Here is a 19,131-nt window from a genome sequence, read left to right as displayed (position 1 = left end):
TATGCCGATACAAGAAGATTTACAGGCGTTTTTGGCAGAATGGCACGATCCATCCCCTTTTTTGGAAGTTCAGACTTCCGGTTCGACCGGTACGCCCAAGCGGATACGAGTACGCAAAGAACAGATGCTGAACAGCGCCCGGCTTACCTGCGATTATCTGGGGCTCAAGAAAGGTGACAAGGCCTTGTTATGTATGCCCCTGCGCTATATAGCCGGAAAGATGATGGTAGTACGCTCCCTATACGCTGGTCTGGACCTGATAGTACGTGAGCCTTCCGGACACCCGTTGGCAGATTGGGGAGACACGCCTTTGCGCTTTGCAGCCATGATCCCCTTGCAGGTCTACAATACGTTGCGAGTACCCGAGGAACGTAAACGGCTGGAACTAACGGATATACTGATTATCGGCGGCGGGGCGATCGACACAGCCTTGGAACAGGAGATCCGGCAGATGCCTAACACGGTTTATTCCACCTATGGGATGACGGAGACGCTGTCTCACATCGCCCTGCGCCGGTTAAACGGACCGGAAGCCTCGCCTTATTACCATCCTTTCCCCTCGGTAAAGCTATCCTTGTCTCCAGACAATACGTTAGTGATAGATGCCCCATTGGTCTGCGATGAGCGATTGGCAACAAACGATGTCGCCCGCATCCTGCCGGATGGGAGTTTCGCCATAATCGGAAGGAAGGATAATATCATCAATAGCGGAGGTATCAAGATACAGATCGAGGAGGTAGAAGAACGGTTACGGCCCTACCTCGACCGCCCCTATGCCATCACCGCGGTTCCCGATCCCCGGTTGGGCGAGGCGTTGGTATTGCTACGGCAAGGGGAAGTGCCCTCCGGGGCGTTTGAGACATTGACCAAGTACCAGCGGCCCCGATACGTCCTGAAGGTAGAGGCCATCCCCCAAACCGGAAGTGGCAAGATCGACCGTGCCGCCTGCCGGAAACTAGCGAAAAATATCATTACAAAAACACTATAAACATGAAAAGGATTCTAACAATCACCGCGGTCTCCCTATTGGCCTTATCGCCTATGTACGGGCAGGATTCTTGCCGATACCCGCAAGACCCTACCTTGGAGAAATCGCGAGCTTACGCAGGCTACGACTGCGTCACCTTGCTGGACAGCACCGCCGTTACGGTACAACCTACCGGCTCGGGAGCTTTTGCCGTATGCAAGGCTTTTAAGGTACAGACTCCCAAAGGGGCCGTCGACAACCGTATCATCAAATACGATTACGACCCGCTGACGGCACACGCCGAGTTCCGCTACGCCACGATCTATCGCGCGAATGGCGACGTGATCAATCTTGACGTGACCCAAGCTTGCGACTACGCCGCCCCCGCACGTGCCATCTATTGGGGGGCCCGGCAGATCATGCTGGAAGTGGGCCGCCTGCAACCGGGAGATGTCGTGGAATACGAGATCGCCAAAAAAGGCTTCACTTACGCCTTGCTGACAGCAAGCGACGATGACGAACGTTTCATACCTCCCATGCGAGGACAGTTTTACGATATCGTCCCCTTCTGGGCCTCCGAGCCTACCGTACGCAAGGTGTACCAGGTATCCATGCCAATGGAGAAAGAGTTACAATTCCAGTTCTACCAAGGCGAATGTACCTCTTCCATGCGGTATGAGGACGGACGGAAAGTGTATACTTTCTCCTCCGATGATATCCTTCCTTTCGCCAAAGAGCCGAACATGGTAGATCTATTCGATTCCGCTCCGAAACTAATGATGTCCAGCACTCCCCGATGGGAAGATAAATCCCTCTGGTTCAATAAAGTTAATGAGGATTACGGAAGCTTTACCGCGATTCCGGAAGCCCAGGAAAAAGTAGATGAACTGATCAAAGGCAAAAAGACGGAAATGGAGAAGATAGCCGTATTGACCCATTGGGTGGCCGACAACATCCGTTACTCCGGAATCTCGATGGGTAAAGGCGAGGGATTCACGCTCCACAACCTGAAGATGAATTATACCGATCGTTGCGGTGTCTGCAAGGATATCGCCGGTACATTGATCGCCTTCCTCCGCATGGCCGGCTTCGAGGCTTACCCGGCGATGACCATGGCGGGAAGCCGTGTAGAAAGCATTCCCGCCGACCATTTCAACCATTGCGTGGCGGTGGTAAAACTGGCGAACGGCACGTATATGCCTCTCGACCCGACTTGGGTTCCTTTCTGCCGGGAATTATGGAGCAGCGCCGAGCAACAGCAGAATTATCTTCCGGGTGTACCCGAAGGTTCCGACCTCTGCTTAACCCCTGTCTCCGCTCCTGAAAACCATTACGTCCGTATCCACGCCGATAACCGCCTAGACGAGAAAGGTACACTCCGCGGACAATTCACGATCACCGCCGAGGGACAGTCCGACAGTAATATCCGCCGTATCTTCACCACCGGATGGCAATCCGACTGGCAGAACACGATGGAGAAACAATTACTGGCCGTATCCCCCAACGCCAAATTACTTCGTGTAGATTACGGTAAGAACCCGAAGAACTACCAAGCGGCCCCGATCAAGATCACGTTCTCTTACGAGATCCCGAATTACGCGATCATCGCCGGAGACCAGATGCTTATCAAGCCCTTAGTCATGAACAATCTCTATAACCAAGTGAAAAGTTTCTTGCGTATCGACACGAAGCCGGAAAAACGTGCGTATGGATTCAAGGATGCTTGCTCCCGTTTGGTAGAGCAAGACGAGACCATCCGTCTCCCCAAAGGTTATACTCTCTTGAACGCCCCGAAGAATGACGCCTTACAAAGTAACGCGGCTGATTTCGAAGGCTCCCTGTCACAGGAAAACGACCGGAACATCGTCTTGCGCCAGAAATTGGCGTTGAAGAAACGCGTTTACAACGCAGCCGACTGGGAGGGTTTCCGTTCTGCCGTGAACGCCTATAAGAGTTATGGCGACTATTTGATTATCAAGAAATAAAAATAGAAAGACAATGAATAAGATAACCTATAAACTGCTTCTTCTCCTAGGCTTGTTAGCGATGACGGCCACTTCATTCGCCGCATCGGAGGCCGAGTACGGGAAAGTATCGAAAGCTTGGACCTTACATGCCGATGGTAGCCAAGAATATCGATCCTCCATGGAGTTGACGCTCTTCACGCATACAGCGATGAATAGCACGTATGGCGAGAGTTTTATCGTCTACAATCCAGATTTCCAAACACTGAAGATCCATTCATCTTATACAAGGCAGAAAGACGGAACGATCGTAAAGACCCCCAATAACGCCTTTGTAGAAGTCTTACCCCGCTTTGCCGCTAATGCCCCGGCCTATAACCGGCTCAAGGAGATGGTCGTGGTACACACCGGCTTGGAACTGGGGGCCACGATTTACCTAGATTATTCCATTATCACGAAACCGGGCTATTACCCGGCTTTAGATATCAACGAGCGATTGCAAGAAACCTCTCCCGTAAAGGAATGTAAAGTCTCTATCTCCGTCCCAGAGAATAATCCGCTCACTTGGCAATTATCGGGTAGCAATGTAAAAGCGTCTCAAGTCACCCGGAATGGCGTTAAAGAGGTAAGCTGGACTTTACGTAACCTGCCAGCCTCTTCACGGGAGGCTTTTCTTCCTCAGAATCAAGATGGGGTTCCCCGTTTAATCGCTTCAAGCTATACTTCCAACAAGGAGGCATTATCTACGCTAAATAAGCGTTTTAACGCTTCCGGAAATTACGAGAGCAAGACGTTCGGTCCCTATATTACGGAAAAGGCAACCAATGATGAAGAAAAGGTAAAGGCCATCCAAGACCATGTAGTCAATAACATGGGATATTGCGCCATCCCCCTTGCTTGTACGGGCTATTCTATCCGCAACGTCGATGAAGCCCTTCGTAGTGCCTACGGTACATTAGCCGAGAAGACCCAGCTTCTGAATGTCTTGTTAAATGCCGCAGGCATCCAATCGGAAGTTGTTGCCGTATACCCCGGCAACCTGGATATAAACGCTTGCGGATTAAGCGCGATCAAGACTCTAGCCGTAAAAGCGACTCTCGGAGGAAAAGACAAATACCTTTCTGCAACCAGCCTAGCCCCTTCCGTTTTAACAGCCCGGGGGGAATTAGATAAAGTAATCACGCTGAATGGTACGCCCATCTCCTTGCAAGCCGAGCCTATGATCATCAAGGAGCACAAGGCCGTCAGCGTCTCCAAAGAGCAGGCGCGAAACGGATTCGCAATCTGTACCCTTCCGGCTATAACAGGCGGTATCGACGGCTGGGGTATGAGCACCTTGAACAGCAAACGCTCCAATGTATTCGAACTTCCGTCTTTGATCAGGGAAGAGGTAACATACACGGTTACTCCTGCCGAAGGCATGAAATTGCAGACCTCTACGAAAGAGCAAGTGATAAACAAGCCTTTCGGTAAAGTAACCCGCACGATCACGCCGAAAGGAAATACGATCGAGGTGATACGTACGATCGAAGTGAACAAACAACAATTCACTCCTGCCGAATACGACGGTATACGTAGCTTGATCAATGAATGGATAAATCCGGACAACCGGGTATTGTTATTCTCCTTATAATATCGCAAGGGCGGGGTCTACCCGCCCTTGCCGATCTGTCATTCCTTATTATCGTACAGGGGTAGGCAAACTCCGTCTTTATGATATGATTATTCATAAATAATCCTTACATTTACGAACGTTAACGTTAAATCATACCGCATATGAAAACACTAAAGCTTTTATTCGCCACTATGCTGCTATCAGGCGTTTGCAGCCTAACGCATAGCCAGAGGTTATCCCTCGGAATCTTCCCTGAACCCCAAGAGATGACTATTTCCAGTCAAACGTATACGCCGACGAATGGATATACCCTACAAGGCATAGATAATCCGGACGCAGATGCGGTCAAGCTACTTAAAGAGGCACTGCCTTTCTCTAAATCAGGAAAGGGCCATCCTCTAGAGATCAAAAGATTAAAAGATAAAGCACCGGAGATGCAACGCTCGGGCGCTTACACTCTGACGATCACTAAAAAAGGTATCACGATCGGGATCGTTGACGATAATTCCTTGTTTTACGCCGCCCAAACGCTCAAACAATTAGCCAAATATGACGAAGGTAAAAAGGTGTTGCCACTCTGCTCGATCAAGGACTATCCAGACGTATTATTCCGAGGTACCGTGGAAGGTTTCTACGGACAGCCTTGGAGCCATGCCGACCGTATCGAGCAAATCCGTTTCTACGGAAAGATCAAACTAAACACGTATATCTATGGCCCGAAAGATGATCCTTATCACAGTTCCCCGAATTGGCGTAAACCTTATCCCGCAGAGGAAGCCGAGCATATCAAGGAATTGGCGAAAGAGGCCGCCCATAATAAGGTGAATTTCGTTTGGGCGATTCATCCGGGACAAGACATTCAATGGAACCTGACGGATAGCATGAACATCCTCTCCAAATTCGAGAAGATGTATGACCTGGGCGTGCGTTCTTTCGCCGTCTTTTTCGATGATATATCCGGCGAGGGAGCCCGTCCGGAAAAACAAGCCGGCCTATTAAATTATATCCAGAAAGAATTTATCTCAAAGAAGAAAGATGTGCAACCCCTGATCATGTGCCCTACCGAATACAATCGTTCATGGGCCAAGACCGACTACCTGGATGTCTTAGGAACCCAACTCGACCCAGCCATTCAAATCATGTGGACCGGAGATCGTGTCGTAGCCGATATCACGAAAGAAGGTATCGAATGGGTAAATAACCGGATTCGTCGCCCCGCCTATATCTGGTGGAACTTCCCCGTAAGCGACTATTGCCAAGACCATTTATTGATGGGTCCTGCCTACGGACTGGATACGCAAGCCGCCGGTACCATGACCGGATTCGTATCGAATCCCATGGAATATGCCGAGGCATCCAAAGTAGCCATATTTGGTATAGGAATGTACACTTGGAATATCGAGAACTATGATCCTACGCAAGCATGGAAAGACGCTTGCGACTTTATCATGCCGGAAGCTTCCATGGCTTTCCGTACCTTTTGCGAGCATAATTGCGATCCGGGCCCGAACGGACATCAATTCCGCAGGGAGGAATCCGCTACTTATGTAGCTCCGATCCAAGCTTTTCTCGCCGGATATAAAAAGAACATATTCCCCGAACAAAGCGCCAATCTCCTGGGAACCTTATTTGCCCAAATCGCAGCTTCCCCAAGCATGATCTACAGTCAAAGCTCAGACAAACACTTGGTTGAGCAAATCACCCCATGGCTTATTCAATTCGAGTTTTTGGGAAAAGCCGGTACAAGCGCCTTGCACATGGCGCACGCTTGGTATGAAAAAGACCGAGCTTACACATGGCAACGTTATCTGGAAACATCGGTTTTATTAGATAGCATGAAATTGATAAACCGTACGCTAAACCAGAAAGCGCGACCCAAAGGTGTAAAAGTCGGATCGAAGGTCTTATATCCCTTTATCATAGACTTATATCGTCAGACTGGCCGCAATTTACTATCTACAAATGGTATCACCCCAGACGAGATAAAGGTCAGTATCCCTTCCATATTCACGAATATCGATCAATTGAAGAATCAACCTTGCGCGGAGGATGACAATACGGTCGGTTATGTTCCCTTGTTCGAGGTAGTCAAGGTACAGCCCAATCAATACCTAGGTATCGGCTGGGAAGTCCAGAAAGAGGCAGAATCCTTCTGTTTCAATCTGCCGAAGAGCAACCAACCCGGCCGGGTATTCGAATGGTCCGCAGACGGAAAGAACTGGAGCCTAATTCCCGATGTCTCCACGGAAAACGCTAAAGACACGATTCGTGTCATCGATCCGAAAGCCCGTTATATCCGTATGCGGAATAACTCGGATCAGCCCATGGAACTATACGTACTAGGATTCACGGCAACAACCAAACAAGATCCGCAAATCAATGAGGCTCTTATGATGTACGACATGAACTTAGATACATATAAGGACTTGAACCCCGGAGAAGTAATCCATATAAAATGCGACGATATCAACACCGTATCGTTCTTCCTCTCCGGAAGCAATGAGAATTTGGTATCTATCACCGGCATTTCCCAAGATAACGAGAAAAACATCGTTTACCAAGGAAACGTAGGCTACATCAAATTAAATAAAACCATGTTCGAAGATTTCTCTTCTTTAGAAATCACCACAATAGGAAAAGAACCTATACATATCCACCAGATCGTTAGGGAATGATAAATAAAAAAATCCCGATTTTCTTCTTTCCCGGATGGGAGAAGGAGATCGGGATTTTTCATTTATTCGCACTATTCATTCGTATGATATCGCGACCATCCAGCAGCAAAGAAAGTTTCATCAATCGCGCTCGCCCGTTGCCACGAGCCCGAACTTCTTGACCACGGCCTCCATGATATGTATTTAACAAATGTCTTAAAAAAGAGATCCCCCTTACCCTATCTTAAGAAAAAGAAGAGTAAAGGGAAAATAAATGATTATCCGATATAAATAGCTTATCTTAAAAGAACCACCACAGGATTTTGTTCTTCATCAATATCCTTTAATGTGGCCAACTCTTTTGGCAACTCCCGACCTGTATGCTTATCCATCCATTTCGTTATATCTTCCATCGAAAGAATACCTCCATATTCGCCCGAAGAAGAAACAGCCGTTAGCCGGATAGGCAAGAAACCGGTTATATCATCCTTAATTCCATTCTCAAACAAAGAGGCTCTCGTCTCACCTTTTTGTTTATCAAAAGCCACACAGTAGGTCTTTCGTTTATCTTTATCGTATAAGCCGGTAATTGCCAAGGCAAAAAGAGAGCGCTTACTATCTAGTATTTGAGGAATAAAAAGCCCCCTACTCTTATCTACGCTGAAACGATCCTTATAATCCCATTTCAGATCAGCGCAATCAAACCAAAGATAAGGTATTAAGGTTGTATCCTTCATCTGGAATATCGTGTCGTTGAAGGATTCCATAAAATAAGTATCCTTGCCGACATGCCAGAAATTAGAATTGTTGGGATACATTACGCTAGCCGTTTCCGGATCTTTACCTTCTATATAAATAAGGCCTCTTAAAGCGGACGGACCAAATTCTTTCACGGCGCTTTCTCCCTTCCATACAGACATAGAATTGATCTCGAAAGGATCGCATTGGCTCTCATTCGGTAGCAAGGCTAATAATCCCCCTTCCTCTTGAAAATACAGAACACGATTTTCCTCCTTACCCAAAGTATTCTGGAAAAAACCGACTATCGTATCCCTATTCATCACAAAGCAATTGGATGGATACGCTTCTTCCTGAACGCATGGAACCTCTATTTTTCCGACATAATTGCCACTCAGATCATAGCTAATCAAATCATGTCCCCATCCATTAAACAGCAAACGCCCGTTCAACTCGTCCACCAAGCAGTCTACGCTTCTATAACCACCCGGATCATTCCCTACATGCCCTACTTGACATTTAAACCGTCCTGTAGCCTTATCAAACAAAAAGCATTGTCGATTATCGGTAGTGACCAGAATATATTCATCCAATAACTTGATATCAGGAGAGCTTCCGATCAGACAATCATCCTTCGTTTCTAAAGGGATATAACGAATCTCATCAAAATAATCGGATGCTTTCAGCTCGGCAGGCGATGAGATCGCTTTACCGATCTCAATCACCCGCTTACTCGCTTCTTCCTTTTCATGATCCATGCAGGAGGTTAGAAACATTGCCGTACAGAGAGAGCCGAACAAGCTTACCTTGCATATATAGGCGAAACTCATTTCTTCAATTTTATCTCGATAACACCATTACGACCTTTCTCTCCGAATTTAGCGATCGCCTCGTTCCCTTTGTACACATTTACAGAGGCGATGCGATCGGGGTCCAAATTATCCATCCTCTCTTTAGAAGATTCCACTCCGTCAATGTAAACAATACCAGAGAAAGAGGATTTTATCTTCGATGCCTCCTTAACAACTTTCTCATTAATGTCTATGGCTTTCATGGCCTCCTCGACCGCCTTGTCTATCTCAGGCTGATACTTCTCCATCATGGCCAAGACCTTTTCCTGCATAACTCGCATATCTTTTTCAGAAATGACCGAATCCTTTGCGAGGGTCTCAACCTCTACATTTCTTTTAAGCTCCGTCTTTTTCTGAATCGGAATAATTTCGCTAATTTTGACACTCGAAATCTTCTCCAATTCATGAGAGATTTCCGGGCGGGCAAAGGCTACCACCGTTAAGGCTGCCAACGGGAGTACATACAAATACTTCAACCGTGCCCATGGACTTGATTTTTGTTTTAACATCATAGCTATTCGCTTTTTAAGTGAACTGTGATTAAAGCTGTTGGCCATAGAAGTGAAGCGCTGTGCACCAACAGCTTTTTTAATTAATAATAATTGATATCTTTTTGCGTCGACGCCTTGATTTAATACGCTCTCATCGGCCTCGTATTCATGGATATTTTGCAATTCCTGCCTCAACAACCAGACAGACGGGTTGAACCAATGGAACAAGATACAAATCTCGGAGATGAGCATATCTATGGAATGACGGGCTTTTATATGTGCCATCTCATGCGTCATGATCTCTATCCCGCTTTCCTCAAAATCCTTCCGGTTTATTACGATCGTTCGCATCCAACTGAACGGAGTGACCGGCTGGTCCGTAAGAATCAGACGGATTCCGTTCACCAGCCTCGGTGTGCCCTGCCTCATCAATCGGAACAAGGCATAAAATGAACATGCGAATTTACAAAACGTTAATATACCTCCAATCAGATAAGCTATCACCACAACCCGTAACCATACAAGTCGGCTAGTGGCTTCTGCCGATGTCCTCATTGAAACCGCCGCTAGCAGATTCTCCAAATCCATGACCGGACGCTGAATGGCTGTCGCTTCCTCCAAGGTGATCTCACAGAATGGAATGAAAACCGAAAGCACGATCAGGCTTAACAGAGCGATCCGATTGAAACGATGGAAGGTGTCACGGCTCAACAATAACTTATAAAACAGATAAAATATCGTCAAGCACATGGATGATTTAAGGATATATACAAAGAAGATTCCCATACTTGTCCTTATTTATGGTTCCCCCGTTCTACGTCATCTATCAGTTTTCGCAGATCTTCCACAGAGATATCCTCTTCCTTGATCAACGTAGAGACTACTCCCAGATACGAATTATTGAAATACTTAGCGATCACATTTCTCAGCGTACCGTTACTATATTCCTTTTCCGTTAAGACCGCATAATATTGATAGCTATTCCCGAAATTCTTATGGGCGAGGAAACCTTTCTCCTCCAAGCCTCGGACAATCGTAGAAAGGGTATTGAAATGAGGTTTAGGCTCCTCGTAATACTCAAGTAACTCTTTCACGAACAATGGGCCTTTCTGCCAGAACCAGCCCATGATCTCTTCTTCTTTCGCCGTAAGTCGTTTCATAATTTTATCTTGTTTGCGACAAAGTAACTAAAACTTTTAGTTAGCGAACTAATTCATATAGTTAATAAACTAAAAGATATAGTTTATTAACTGATTCCACAAAAAAACCGTCCCGGAAATATCCGGGACGGCCTCTATTATATCCAAATGATTAAATGATTATGCTACAGGAATTGTTCCACCAATCAAGATCACAACCAACAAGGCCAAGATAGCGTACAACTCAGGGAATACGGCCATCACCATCGTAGCACCGAATACGTTATGTCCGGCACCCACGCCAGCGATACCATTCGCACAAACCTGAGCTTGGCGGATCGCAGAGAAAAAGCCGGCGAAACCCAATACCAATCCCGCACCGAATACAGCCGTAGCCGCAAGCATAGAAATACCTTCAACCAAGAATTTCTGCATCATGAAATAACCTACGAATCCATACAAACCCTGTGAAGAAGGCAATGCGCTTAAAGCGATGTATGTACCCAGAGCATCCGGATTTTTCTTCATCGCACCTACTACCGCATTTCCAGCGATCGTAACTCCATAACTACTTCCGATGAATGTTAAACCTGTCATCACCGCGATACCCACATAAGCTAATAAAATTGGTTCCATAATAAAATGTGTTTTTAAATTATTCTTTTTATTGTTTTATTTTCTCATTTAACTTTTATGCTTTCTTGAAAGGCTCATAAGCCTTGCCACCACCCTCAAACTCCGCGTTTTTATAATATTCCACGAAGATCAAACGAAGTGGGTGTACCAGAGAACTGATCGTACAGAGAGCGATGTTAATCGCGTGTCCAAGCAATAGGATCACCAACATACAAATCGCACGCAAAACGATATTCATACCATCTGTCATTGTAACCGCCAACGTATTAAATACGCCTCCTAAGATGGAGCCGGTCAGACCGATCGCAAACAAACGGATGTACGATAACGTATCCCCCAGCAATCCGGAGGCCATATTATACGTGTTCCAAAGTCCGGTTCCAAAATTCAGGAAGACGTTCTTTCCCGGTGTATTGTACAAATAAGCGACAATCAAGCCTAGGATAGCGATTCCATAACATACCGTAACGACGATGTCCGGTAAGTGAACGTTCAACATCGGAAGTCCTAAAGCTAAAGCCAAAGACACGATAACAAATACCCACGCAAATGGAGCGATGCTATACTTTGTTCCTTTTTGTATCTTGGTTTTATACGCAGCGACACATTTTCCGAATATGATTTGTACCAAACCGATAATAATAGAAAACGTCATCAAGTTATCGCTATTTACAAAGTAGTTCTTAATCTTTGACAAAGCAGGAACATCGGCCAAGGCTACACCGAAGAAAGACCCCGTACAAGTTCCCACCAGCAAAGCAGCGAAACCTAAATACTGGAACAAAGTCAAATAAGGCTTGAAATCCGGGTTCACCTTTTTCTTCAAGATCGTACAAACGATCATGACTAACAGACCATATCCACCATCGCCGAAACAGAGTCCGAAGAACAACATAAAGAACGGAGCGAATAACGGAGTCGGATCGAGTTCCCCATAATTAGGCAAGGAGAACATCTTCGTGATAGGCTCGTACAATTTACTGAATTTATTATTCCGTAATTTGATAGGCACCTTATCTCCCTCCTCGATCTCTAATTGCTGGAAGAAATAACCTTGTTTATCTAGTTCATGCTCCAATGCCGGAGCGTTTTCTGTCGGTACCCAGCCTTCCAGCAACATAAGCTTATCGCCGGCTTGTCGGTCTGTCTGTACCAACGCATTAGAAAGGTTAAACTCGTCTTGTAGATTCTTATCGAATTCCTCCAACGTTTTATAATCCTCCGCGGCACGACGTTTCAGTTCATCCTCCATATTCCGGATATCTTTGACACGCTGATCCAAACGGGCACGCAACTTCGCCAATCCTTGAACCGGCATCTTCGGACGCTCAGCGTCTATATCGATCAAGGTTCCTTCCTTGGTGATCGTGATAAAATACGTTACCGATTGGAAGTTATTAATCAGAATGGCGTTATACAGCACGCCCCATTCCGGCTCATACTTAGCGGTAGGACAAGTAAAGAACGTAACCTCATACCCCGCTCTTTTCAGGCGACTGATATTCTGATAACTGAACTCACCCCATAGCTCCATATAGGCCAGATCCTTCTCGATCGATTGCTTGGAAGCGATCAATTGCGCTTTCTTATCTTGCAATTCCTCTATCTTACGCACCAACTTCAGGCCTTCCTCTTTCGTCAACTCACGGGCCGGGGCAAACGTAACGTCTTTCTCCGCCGCATGAAGGTTCTTAAAGTAACGCATCAGCGTATTGACCTGTTTACGCTCAGCCAGAAGCTCTTGCAACCTCTCGTTATCCATCACGGAGTTTGTCTCCTTGATATGGACAACGCCAAGGTCACGAAGCGTAGAAAGGAATGTATCATACTCCTTATGGTACACCATAAAGGCATATTTACTCATCTTTACTATCATACCTCGGCCTCCTCTTTTTCTTCTTTTGCCTTACGTTTCTCCTGATTGGCTCTCATGATCTTCTGTGAGGACTTAGAAAGGCTCTCCTCGTCTTCCATAAATCGTTTCACCTTACGGATCGCATCCTTATAGCCCGGAATCTGTACCTTCTCAAACAGGTTCACCTTCTGAGTGGTCTTTTTCCTAGCATGCTCCAACAACTCCAGCTTCATGCCCGAGAACTCTGCCTCGATACCGGTACGAGCCAGCTTTTTCAGCAACTCGATACCATCCGTATACCATGCGGGGGCATTAAAGAGACTATAGTGTCCGATCTCGAACTTGATCTCGTCCAATAACGGGACGATCACGCCGGCGATCTTCTTCGTGGAAAGCGTCACGTCCTTCACGGAGATCAGCTCCGGATTGAACTCGTTCCACAAAGCCACCATATTCTCGTAACTCTGAATCTCTTGTTCTAGCTGAAGTTCCAATTTATTCACTTCGTCCTTGGTCCGCTTCACCTCGATACGCAGGGCACTCTCCTTGCTCTTGATCGTAGGCAGGGAGCGTTCACGCATCTTCAGTTGCTTTTCCAATTGCTGAAGAGAGGTTTTATTATATTGAAACTTTATTGCCATGTTTTTATTAATTGAAAATTGATAATTGAAAATTGAAAATGTATTGACGATGGGTTAATTTCCCATTCTCAATTCTCAACTTTCAATTTTCCAGTACTTATCCACCAATCCTTGTTTGATATTTACCTCTTCCGGACTGAAATATTTGGCGAACAATCCCCAAGCCACATCCAGCATCTCGGTAGTATCCAAGTTCACGTCGATAGCCAACAACTTAGAAGAATAATCCTTGGCAAAAGACAAAGTACGATTATCATAATCGGTCAAATCGAAACCGTTCTCCAACTTCGTCTTAGCGTTGGCGGCATCGGCATACAAACGCACGGCGGCGTTCATTACTTGCGGATGATCCTCACGGGTCTTCTTTCCGGTTACCAACTGTTTCAAACGAGACAAGCTCCGGAACGGATCGACAATTACCTTACCCACATCGCTATCACGACGCAAATACAACTGACCTTCCGTGATATAACCCGTATTATCAGGTACGGCATGCGTGATATCACCACCCGACAAGGTCGTCACGGCGATAATCGTGATGGAACCTCCCGCCGGGAATTGAACGGCTTTCTCGTAAATCTTCGCCAAATCCGAATACAAGGAACCCGGCATAGAGTCCTTAGACGGGATCTGGTCCATACGGTTGGATACGATCGCCAAGGCATCGGCGTAGTTGGTCATATCGGTAAGCAACACCAAGACCTTCTCGTTCTTCTCCACGGCAAAATACTCAGCGGCGCTCAACGCCATATCCGGGATCAAGATACGCTCCACGGACGGATCCTCGGTCGTGTTGATAAAACTAACGATACGGTCTAGGGCACCGGCGTTACTAAATGTATTCTTAAAGAACAAGTAGTCGTCGTTCGTCATACCCATACCACCCAAGATAATCTTATCCGACTTCGCACGCAAGGCTACCATCGCCATAACTTGGTTGAAAGGCTGGTCGGGGTCAGCGAAGAACGGGATCTTCTGGCCGGTTACCAAGGTATTATTCAAGTCGATACCGGCGATACCCGTAGCGATCAACTCAGACGGCTGCTTACGACGTACCGGGTTCACGGACGGGCCACCGATCTCGACCTCACGCCCTTCGGGTATCGGGCCGCCATCGATAGGCTCTCCATAAGCGTTGAAGAAACGTCCGGCCAACTGGTCGCCCACTTTCAAAGAAGGAGCCTTTCCCATGAATACCACCTCGGCATTCGTACGGATACCCTCCGTTCCGGAGAACACCTGCAACGTAACCTCGTCGCCGATAATCTTTACCACCTGAGCCAGCTTTCCGTCTACAGAGGCCAACTCATCATACCCTACTCCCGTCGCTTTCAGCGAACAGGTAGCTTTTGTGATCTGGGTAATCTTCGTATATATTTTTTGAAATGCTTTTGTTGCCATAACTCTTTTAATTTTCGATTCTCTCCTTCAAAAGTTCATCCAGTTCCGTATTAAACTTCTTGAATTGGTCACTCTCATATTCCGAATAGTTCATCTGCTTAAAGATATTGATCATCTTCTTGAAGTAATCCATAACCTCAAGGAAGCTGTCAAACTTAAACTCCGAACGGCAAACATTCACGACCCTATCCAGCATGAATTCCTGGCGTTGCAACGGAGTAACCGCGTCGATGGCATCAAAAGCGTCCTGTTGCAAGATCACGAAGTCGATCAACTCAGACTTCCAGAATGTAACGTGATACTCCACAGGCACACCATCATCACCCAAGATATTGATCTGCTCGGAGATCTCCTTACCACGCAACATACGGGTCTTGATCTCGTTCACTTTCTCGATCCATTCCGGGGAGATATGTTTAGCGATGTATTCCTGAAACTCAGGATACTCGATATATTTGGAATAACTCTCGATCGGGTTTACGGCCGGATAACGCTTACGGTCGGCACGTTCCTGCTCCAAGGCATAGAAACAGCGGGCCACCTTCTTCGTATTCTCGGTTACCGGCTCCTTCAAGTTACCACCCGCCGGTGATACCGTACCGATAAAGGTTACAGAACCTGTAGCGCCATTCTTTAAATGAACGAATCCCGCACGAGCGTAGAAGTTCGCCACGATAGCGGACAAGTCCATCGGGAAGGCATCCGGTCCGGGCAACTCCTCCAAACGGTTGGACATCTCGCGCAAAGCCTGCGCCCAGCGAGAAGTAGAGTCGGCCATCAACAGAACCTTCAAGCCCATGCTACGATAATACTCAGCGATAGTCATCGCCGTATATACGGATGCCTCACGAGCGGCAACCGGCATGTTGGATGTATTGGCGATAATAATCGTACGTTCCATCAATTTACGTCCCGTATGCGGGTCTACCAATTCCGGGAACTCCGTGAATACCTCCACGACCTCATTCGCACGCTCACCGCAAGCGGCGATAATCACGATATCCGCCTCCGCTTGTTTAGAGATAGCGTGCTGGAGCACCGTCTTACCCGTACCGAACGGTCCCGGGATAAATCCGGTGCCCCCCTCAACGATCGGGTTCACGGTATCGATCGTACGAACACCCGTCTCCAGCAATTTGAATGGGCGAGGCTTCTCCTTATAGCAAGTGATAGCCTTCTTCACCGGCCATTTCTGGATCATCGTCACGTTTACGTCCGTACCATTCTCGTCCGTAAGGACAGCCATCGTATCATGGATCGTATATTGTCCGGCAGCGGCAACCGATTTCACGGTATAAGTACCTTCGAAAGTGAAGGGGACCATAATCTTGTGAGGTTGGAAATTCTCGTCCACCTCTCCCAGCCAATCACCGGCGCTCACGGTATCGCCCGCTTTAGCCAGAGGCTTGAAATCCCACTTCTTATCATTATCCAACGCAAACGTATAATCGCCACGTTTCAAGAATACACCTTCCATCTTGTCCAAGTCGTTCTGCAAACCGTCATAGTTGCGGGACAACATACCCGGGCCCAGCGTAACTTCCAACATATGTCCCTGGAATTCGGCCTCGTCGCCTACACGCATACCACGTGTACTCTCAAATACTTGTACAAAGGCATTCTTACCTATCACCTTGATTACTTCCGACATCAGCTTCACGCCTCCGACAGAAATGTAACAGATCTCATTCTGAGAAACCGGACCATCCACCTCTACGGTTACCAGGTTGGATACGATTCCCTTTACAATTCCTTTCGTAGCCATAATTTATTTTATATTGTTTCTTTTAAATTCTTCCAACGCATTCTCACTACCCATCTTCATGGCGCCTACCAATTCCCGGAAAGTCTTCTCGCCTCTCGCCTTATCCAAGGTTACCCAGCGCTCTATCATCTCCAATTTCAACAAATAAGCGAATACACTCTCTATATCAAACGTCTTGAAGAAGGTATTATCGTCAAGCCATTTCCATTTCAAAAGATCGATTTTCTTCTCACGAACTATCAGATCGGTCTCTTCGGCGATGCGTTGCAACTCGGGCAAATATTCCACGGAATCGCCCAAGCCGAAATCACGGGCGTTCGATGTACGGATATTTTCCGCTATCTCATTATGCCCCACGATATAATCGGCCTTATCAAATCCATATTTACGGCAAGTGATAGCAGTAAGAACATTGTTGATATTCAGGTTAAGCTCGAACCAGTCGGCCACGAACTTATTCCCGCATTTCATGGCATATTCATAATATAACGCAGCCAAGCGGTCTTCCCATGATATATATTCTTTCTCATTTTTGGTGTCCTTAGCCTCTTCGGCTAAATACAGTTTAAAGAATTCCACGAAATATGGCGGGAGATTATCATTTTTGGGAATTTTCACCTCATCCTTCAACGCTTTATATAAAGTATTGAACTCATCATACGTTATTCTTCCTCTCTGATCCGGATCAGAGTCCGGTCTTTTAGCGTGGGCCAACAGATTTATATTATCATATTTCAAATAAAATAAATCAATCAACTTTTTATCTTTAGAAGATAACATATCCTCTATCTCTGTCCGGAATTCGCAGACGGAATAGGCAAGTTTGCTATCATCTAACGCTATATTAGGAAGTCCGGAGATTAAGTAGTAATACTTACTCATATCAGAACAGCATTTCTACTAATTGCGGACGCAAGAACTCTTTAAAGAACTCGACGAACTCGTCTTCGCCAAATGTCACCTTATAAGATCCGTCCTCCGGGACAATGGAGAAAGAAGCTTTCTTTCCGCTTACCTTCTCGATCTTATATCCTTTCGCTAGCAAACCTTTGGCATTGGCCTCAAAATATGCCTTAAGGCCATCGGCATCAGAAGCTTGGATAGTCAGGAACTCATTAGCGGGCCAGCTCTTCACAAGCTCGAGGATCACTTTCTGCATATAAGCGGGATCCATCAACGCCGCTTTCACATTCGAACTAGCGATATCTCCGGTGATAAGGTTTGCCACCTCGCTCTTTAATGCCTCGACAGACTGGGTCGCGAACAATTTCAATTCAGCCTCCGTATTTTTCTTCAACTCGGCAGCTTGTTTCTCAGCAGCAGCGATAATACGTCTCGCTTCCGCTTCCGCATCTTTAAGAATCGTATCCTTCTGGGCATTGGCCTCGGATATTATACGCCCGGCTTCCTCGTTCCCCCTCTCTACACCTTCCTTGTAGATTTTGTCTGTTAGTTCCTGAATCTTTGTATCCATTTCCTATTATGTATTTGAATTGTATTTTTCAATAGTAATTGCTCACAAAGTTATTATTTTTCGCGGATTAACATGAAAATAATTGTAAAATCAATCTAAAAAATAACATCGGTCTATTAAATTTTTATTTACGTTCACCGATATTGCATTTTTGTTCGTCTATTTGTATCTTTGTAGGTCAAAATATAAAATTAACATGTTTACATTCAGAAAAGCTACTATTGACGATCGTTCTCTAATCCATGATCTTGCCTCACGCATTTGGGGACACACATACGAGAAGATACTTTCTAAAGAACAACTGGATTATATGTTTGAGATGATGTACGCTCCCGATAATATCCTGAAACAAATGGAAGAGTTACATCATCAATATTTCATCGTATCGGCAGACAACATGCCAGCGGGTTATTTATCCATCGAAAAAACAGGAGAAAACACCTATAATTTCCAAAAGATCTATTCCCTCCCAGAATTACACGGGACAGGAATCGGACGCTTCATCATTGAACAGGGTATAAACTATTTGAAAGAGATACATCCCGGATCTTTCACAATAGAATTATATGTAAACCGCTACAATCCTGCCGTAGGCTTCTATAAACATATGGGGTTACGGGAAATAGGCACACGCGACCATCATATAGGAAACGGTTACTTTATGAATGATTATATCATGGGCATGGAAGTGGAGAATAAATAGATAATCATCCCCTATTCATGCCTTATATTTATAGAATAGGGGGTGATTATTGTCAGCGAAGCTTATCTTTTCTTGAATTACGAGTTTTTTCTATGACACGTACATTATCAACTCTCACGGAGTAAATAATGGCGATCCTGTCATTCGCCGGATTCTCAATCGCAAGTTGAGAGCTCCATGTTTTCTTTTCCTGTCTTTTATTCATAACACAACAATTTAATAATTTATATTTAACAA

Annotated in this window: 16 protein-coding genes; 5 read left to right on the top strand and 11 right to left on the bottom strand. The window is 45.9% G+C overall.

All coding sequences use genetic code 11. The annotated features are described in order from the left end of the window. The first annotated feature begins 1 nt into the window (after nucleotide 1). The 4 genes from Q0110_RS02825 (at nucleotide 2) to Q0110_RS02810 (ending at nucleotide 7,221) form a co-directional block, all read left to right on the top strand. Nucleotides 2–988: an AMP-binding protein gene (locus tag Q0110_RS02825; protein WP_297902102.1), complete on the top strand. Its 987-nt coding sequence runs from the start codon at nucleotides 2–4 to the stop codon at nucleotides 986–988. A gap of 2 nt (nucleotides 989–990) precedes the next feature. Further along, nucleotides 991–2,952: a DUF3857 domain-containing protein gene (locus Q0110_RS02820; RefSeq protein WP_297902100.1), complete on the top strand. Its 1,962-nt coding sequence runs from the start codon at nucleotides 991–993 to the stop codon at nucleotides 2,950–2,952. Nucleotides 2,953–2,965: 13 nt separating this feature from the next. Next, entirely contained in the window at nucleotides 2,966–4,564 is a 1,599-nt protein-coding gene (locus tag Q0110_RS02815) for a DUF3857 domain-containing protein (RefSeq protein WP_297902097.1), read from the top strand. A 143-nt stretch (nucleotides 4,565–4,707) separates the two neighbouring features. Beyond that, nucleotides 4,708–7,221, top strand: a complete 2,514-nt coding sequence (locus Q0110_RS02810; protein ID WP_297902093.1) for a beta-N-acetylglucosaminidase domain-containing protein — start codon at nucleotides 4,708–4,710, stop codon at nucleotides 7,219–7,221. 275 nt (nucleotides 7,222–7,496) lie between these two features. Here Q0110_RS02810 and Q0110_RS02805 read toward each other — a convergent pair whose 3' ends face one another. From Q0110_RS02805 to Q0110_RS02760, 10 genes are all read right to left on the bottom strand, one after another. Beyond that, on the bottom strand, nucleotides 7,497–8,768 hold the full coding sequence (locus tag Q0110_RS02805; RefSeq protein ID WP_297902088.1) for a DUF4934 domain-containing protein: 1,272 nt from the start codon (nucleotides 8,766–8,768) through the stop codon (nucleotides 7,497–7,499). Continuing rightward, nucleotides 8,765–10,066: a M56 family metallopeptidase gene (locus tag Q0110_RS02800; RefSeq protein ID WP_297902086.1), complete on the bottom strand. Its 1,302-nt coding sequence runs from the start codon at nucleotides 10,064–10,066 to the stop codon at nucleotides 8,765–8,767. The genes Q0110_RS02805 and Q0110_RS02800 overlap by 4 nt, the downstream gene beginning before the upstream one ends. Before the next feature lie 8 nt (nucleotides 10,067–10,074). Continuing rightward, nucleotides 10,075–10,440, bottom strand: a complete 366-nt coding sequence (locus Q0110_RS02795) for a BlaI/MecI/CopY family transcriptional regulator (RefSeq protein ID WP_297902083.1) — start codon at nucleotides 10,438–10,440, stop codon at nucleotides 10,075–10,077. A gap of 159 nt (nucleotides 10,441–10,599) precedes the next feature. Beyond that, nucleotides 10,600–11,055, bottom strand: coding sequence for an ATPase (locus Q0110_RS02790; protein WP_297902080.1), 456 nt, complete (start codon nucleotides 11,053–11,055; stop codon nucleotides 10,600–10,602). Between the two features lie 55 nt (nucleotides 11,056–11,110). Beyond that, nucleotides 11,111–12,931, bottom strand: coding sequence for a V-type ATPase 116kDa subunit family protein (locus Q0110_RS02785; RefSeq protein WP_297902075.1), 1,821 nt, complete (start codon nucleotides 12,929–12,931; stop codon nucleotides 11,111–11,113). After that, the gene (locus Q0110_RS02780; protein WP_297902068.1) at nucleotides 12,928–13,551 is read right to left on the bottom strand and encodes a V-type ATP synthase subunit D; all 624 of its coding nucleotides are present in this window, start codon (nucleotides 13,549–13,551) and stop codon (nucleotides 12,928–12,930) included. Before Q0110_RS02780 ends, Q0110_RS02785 begins: the two co-directional genes overlap by 4 nt. 75 nt (nucleotides 13,552–13,626) lie before the next feature. Beyond that, on the bottom strand, nucleotides 13,627–14,952 hold the full coding sequence (locus Q0110_RS02775; protein ID WP_297902058.1) for a V-type ATP synthase subunit B: 1,326 nt from the start codon (nucleotides 14,950–14,952) through the stop codon (nucleotides 13,627–13,629). Between the two features lie 7 nt (nucleotides 14,953–14,959). After that, nucleotides 14,960–16,717, bottom strand: coding sequence for a V-type ATP synthase subunit A (locus Q0110_RS02770; RefSeq protein WP_297902055.1), 1,758 nt, complete (start codon nucleotides 16,715–16,717; stop codon nucleotides 14,960–14,962). Nucleotides 16,718–16,720: 3 nt separating this feature from the next. Beyond that, on the bottom strand, nucleotides 16,721–17,599 hold the full coding sequence (locus Q0110_RS02765) for a DUF2764 domain-containing protein (RefSeq protein ID WP_297902051.1): 879 nt from the start codon (nucleotides 17,597–17,599) through the stop codon (nucleotides 16,721–16,723). A 1-nt stretch (nucleotide 17,600) separates the two neighbouring features. After that, entirely contained in the window at nucleotides 17,601–18,191 is a 591-nt protein-coding gene (locus Q0110_RS02760; RefSeq protein ID WP_297902048.1) for a hypothetical protein, read from the bottom strand. A gap of 196 nt (nucleotides 18,192–18,387) precedes the next feature. Here Q0110_RS02760 and Q0110_RS02755 point away from each other — a divergent pair, with 196 nt between their 5' ends. After that, the gene (locus Q0110_RS02755; protein WP_297902045.1) at nucleotides 18,388–18,894 is read left to right on the top strand and encodes a GNAT family N-acetyltransferase; all 507 of its coding nucleotides are present in this window, start codon (nucleotides 18,388–18,390) and stop codon (nucleotides 18,892–18,894) included. Between the two features lie 52 nt (nucleotides 18,895–18,946). Here the strand turns inward: Q0110_RS02755 and Q0110_RS02750 are convergent, their stop codons facing one another. Further along, complete coding sequence (locus Q0110_RS02750; protein WP_297902043.1) at nucleotides 18,947–19,099, bottom strand: hypothetical protein; 153 nt, start codon at nucleotides 19,097–19,099, stop codon at nucleotides 18,947–18,949. Between the last annotated feature and the right edge of the window lie 32 nt (nucleotides 19,100–19,131).

Origin of the sequence: uncultured Parabacteroides sp., from assembly GCF_947855115.1 — a bacterium.
Lineage (GTDB): Bacteria > Bacteroidota > Bacteroidia > Bacteroidales > Tannerellaceae > Parabacteroides.
This window is presented reverse-complemented; position numbering and strand designations above follow the sequence as displayed.

Excerpts from the sequence above, each read along its gene's own strand:
- Q0110_RS02825 (WP_297902102.1), top strand. The coding sequence starts at position 2 with ATGCCGATACAAGAAGATTTACAGGCGTTTTTGGCAGAATGGCACGAT.
- Q0110_RS02820 (WP_297902100.1), top strand. The coding sequence starts at position 991 with ATGAAAAGGATTCTAACAATCACCGCGGTCTCCCTATTGGCCTTATCG.
- Q0110_RS02815 (WP_297902097.1), top strand. The coding sequence starts at position 2,966 with ATGAATAAGATAACCTATAAACTGCTTCTTCTCCTAGGCTTGTTAGCG.
- Q0110_RS02810 (WP_297902093.1), top strand. The coding sequence starts at position 4,708 with ATGAAAACACTAAAGCTTTTATTCGCCACTATGCTGCTATCAGGCGTT.
- Q0110_RS02805 (WP_297902088.1), bottom strand. The coding sequence starts at position 8,768 with ATGAGTTTCGCCTATATATGCAAGGTAAGCTTGTTCGGCTCTCTCTGT.
- Q0110_RS02800 (WP_297902086.1), bottom strand. The coding sequence starts at position 10,066 with ATGGGAATCTTCTTTGTATATATCCTTAAATCATCCATGTGCTTGACG.
- Q0110_RS02795 (WP_297902083.1), bottom strand. The coding sequence starts at position 10,440 with ATGAAACGACTTACGGCGAAAGAAGAAGAGATCATGGGCTGGTTCTGG.
- Q0110_RS02790 (WP_297902080.1), bottom strand. The coding sequence starts at position 11,055 with ATGGAACCAATTTTATTAGCTTATGTGGGTATCGCGGTGATGACAGGT.
- Q0110_RS02785 (WP_297902075.1), bottom strand. The coding sequence starts at position 12,931 with ATGATAGTAAAGATGAGTAAATATGCCTTTATGGTGTACCATAAGGAG.
- Q0110_RS02780 (WP_297902068.1), bottom strand. The coding sequence starts at position 13,551 with ATGGCAATAAAGTTTCAATATAATAAAACCTCTCTTCAGCAATTGGAA.
- Q0110_RS02775 (WP_297902058.1), bottom strand. The coding sequence starts at position 14,952 with ATGGCAACAAAAGCATTTCAAAAAATATATACGAAGATTACCCAGATC.
- Q0110_RS02770 (WP_297902055.1), bottom strand. The coding sequence starts at position 16,717 with ATGGCTACGAAAGGAATTGTAAAGGGAATCGTATCCAACCTGGTAACC.
- Q0110_RS02765 (WP_297902051.1), bottom strand. The coding sequence starts at position 17,599 with ATGAGTAAGTATTACTACTTAATCTCCGGACTTCCTAATATAGCGTTA.
- Q0110_RS02760 (WP_297902048.1), bottom strand. The coding sequence starts at position 18,191 with ATGGATACAAAGATTCAGGAACTAACAGACAAAATCTACAAGGAAGGT.
- Q0110_RS02755 (WP_297902045.1), top strand. The coding sequence starts at position 18,388 with ATGTTTACATTCAGAAAAGCTACTATTGACGATCGTTCTCTAATCCAT.
- Q0110_RS02750 (WP_297902043.1), bottom strand. The coding sequence starts at position 19,099 with ATGAATAAAAGACAGGAAAAGAAAACATGGAGCTCTCAACTTGCGATT.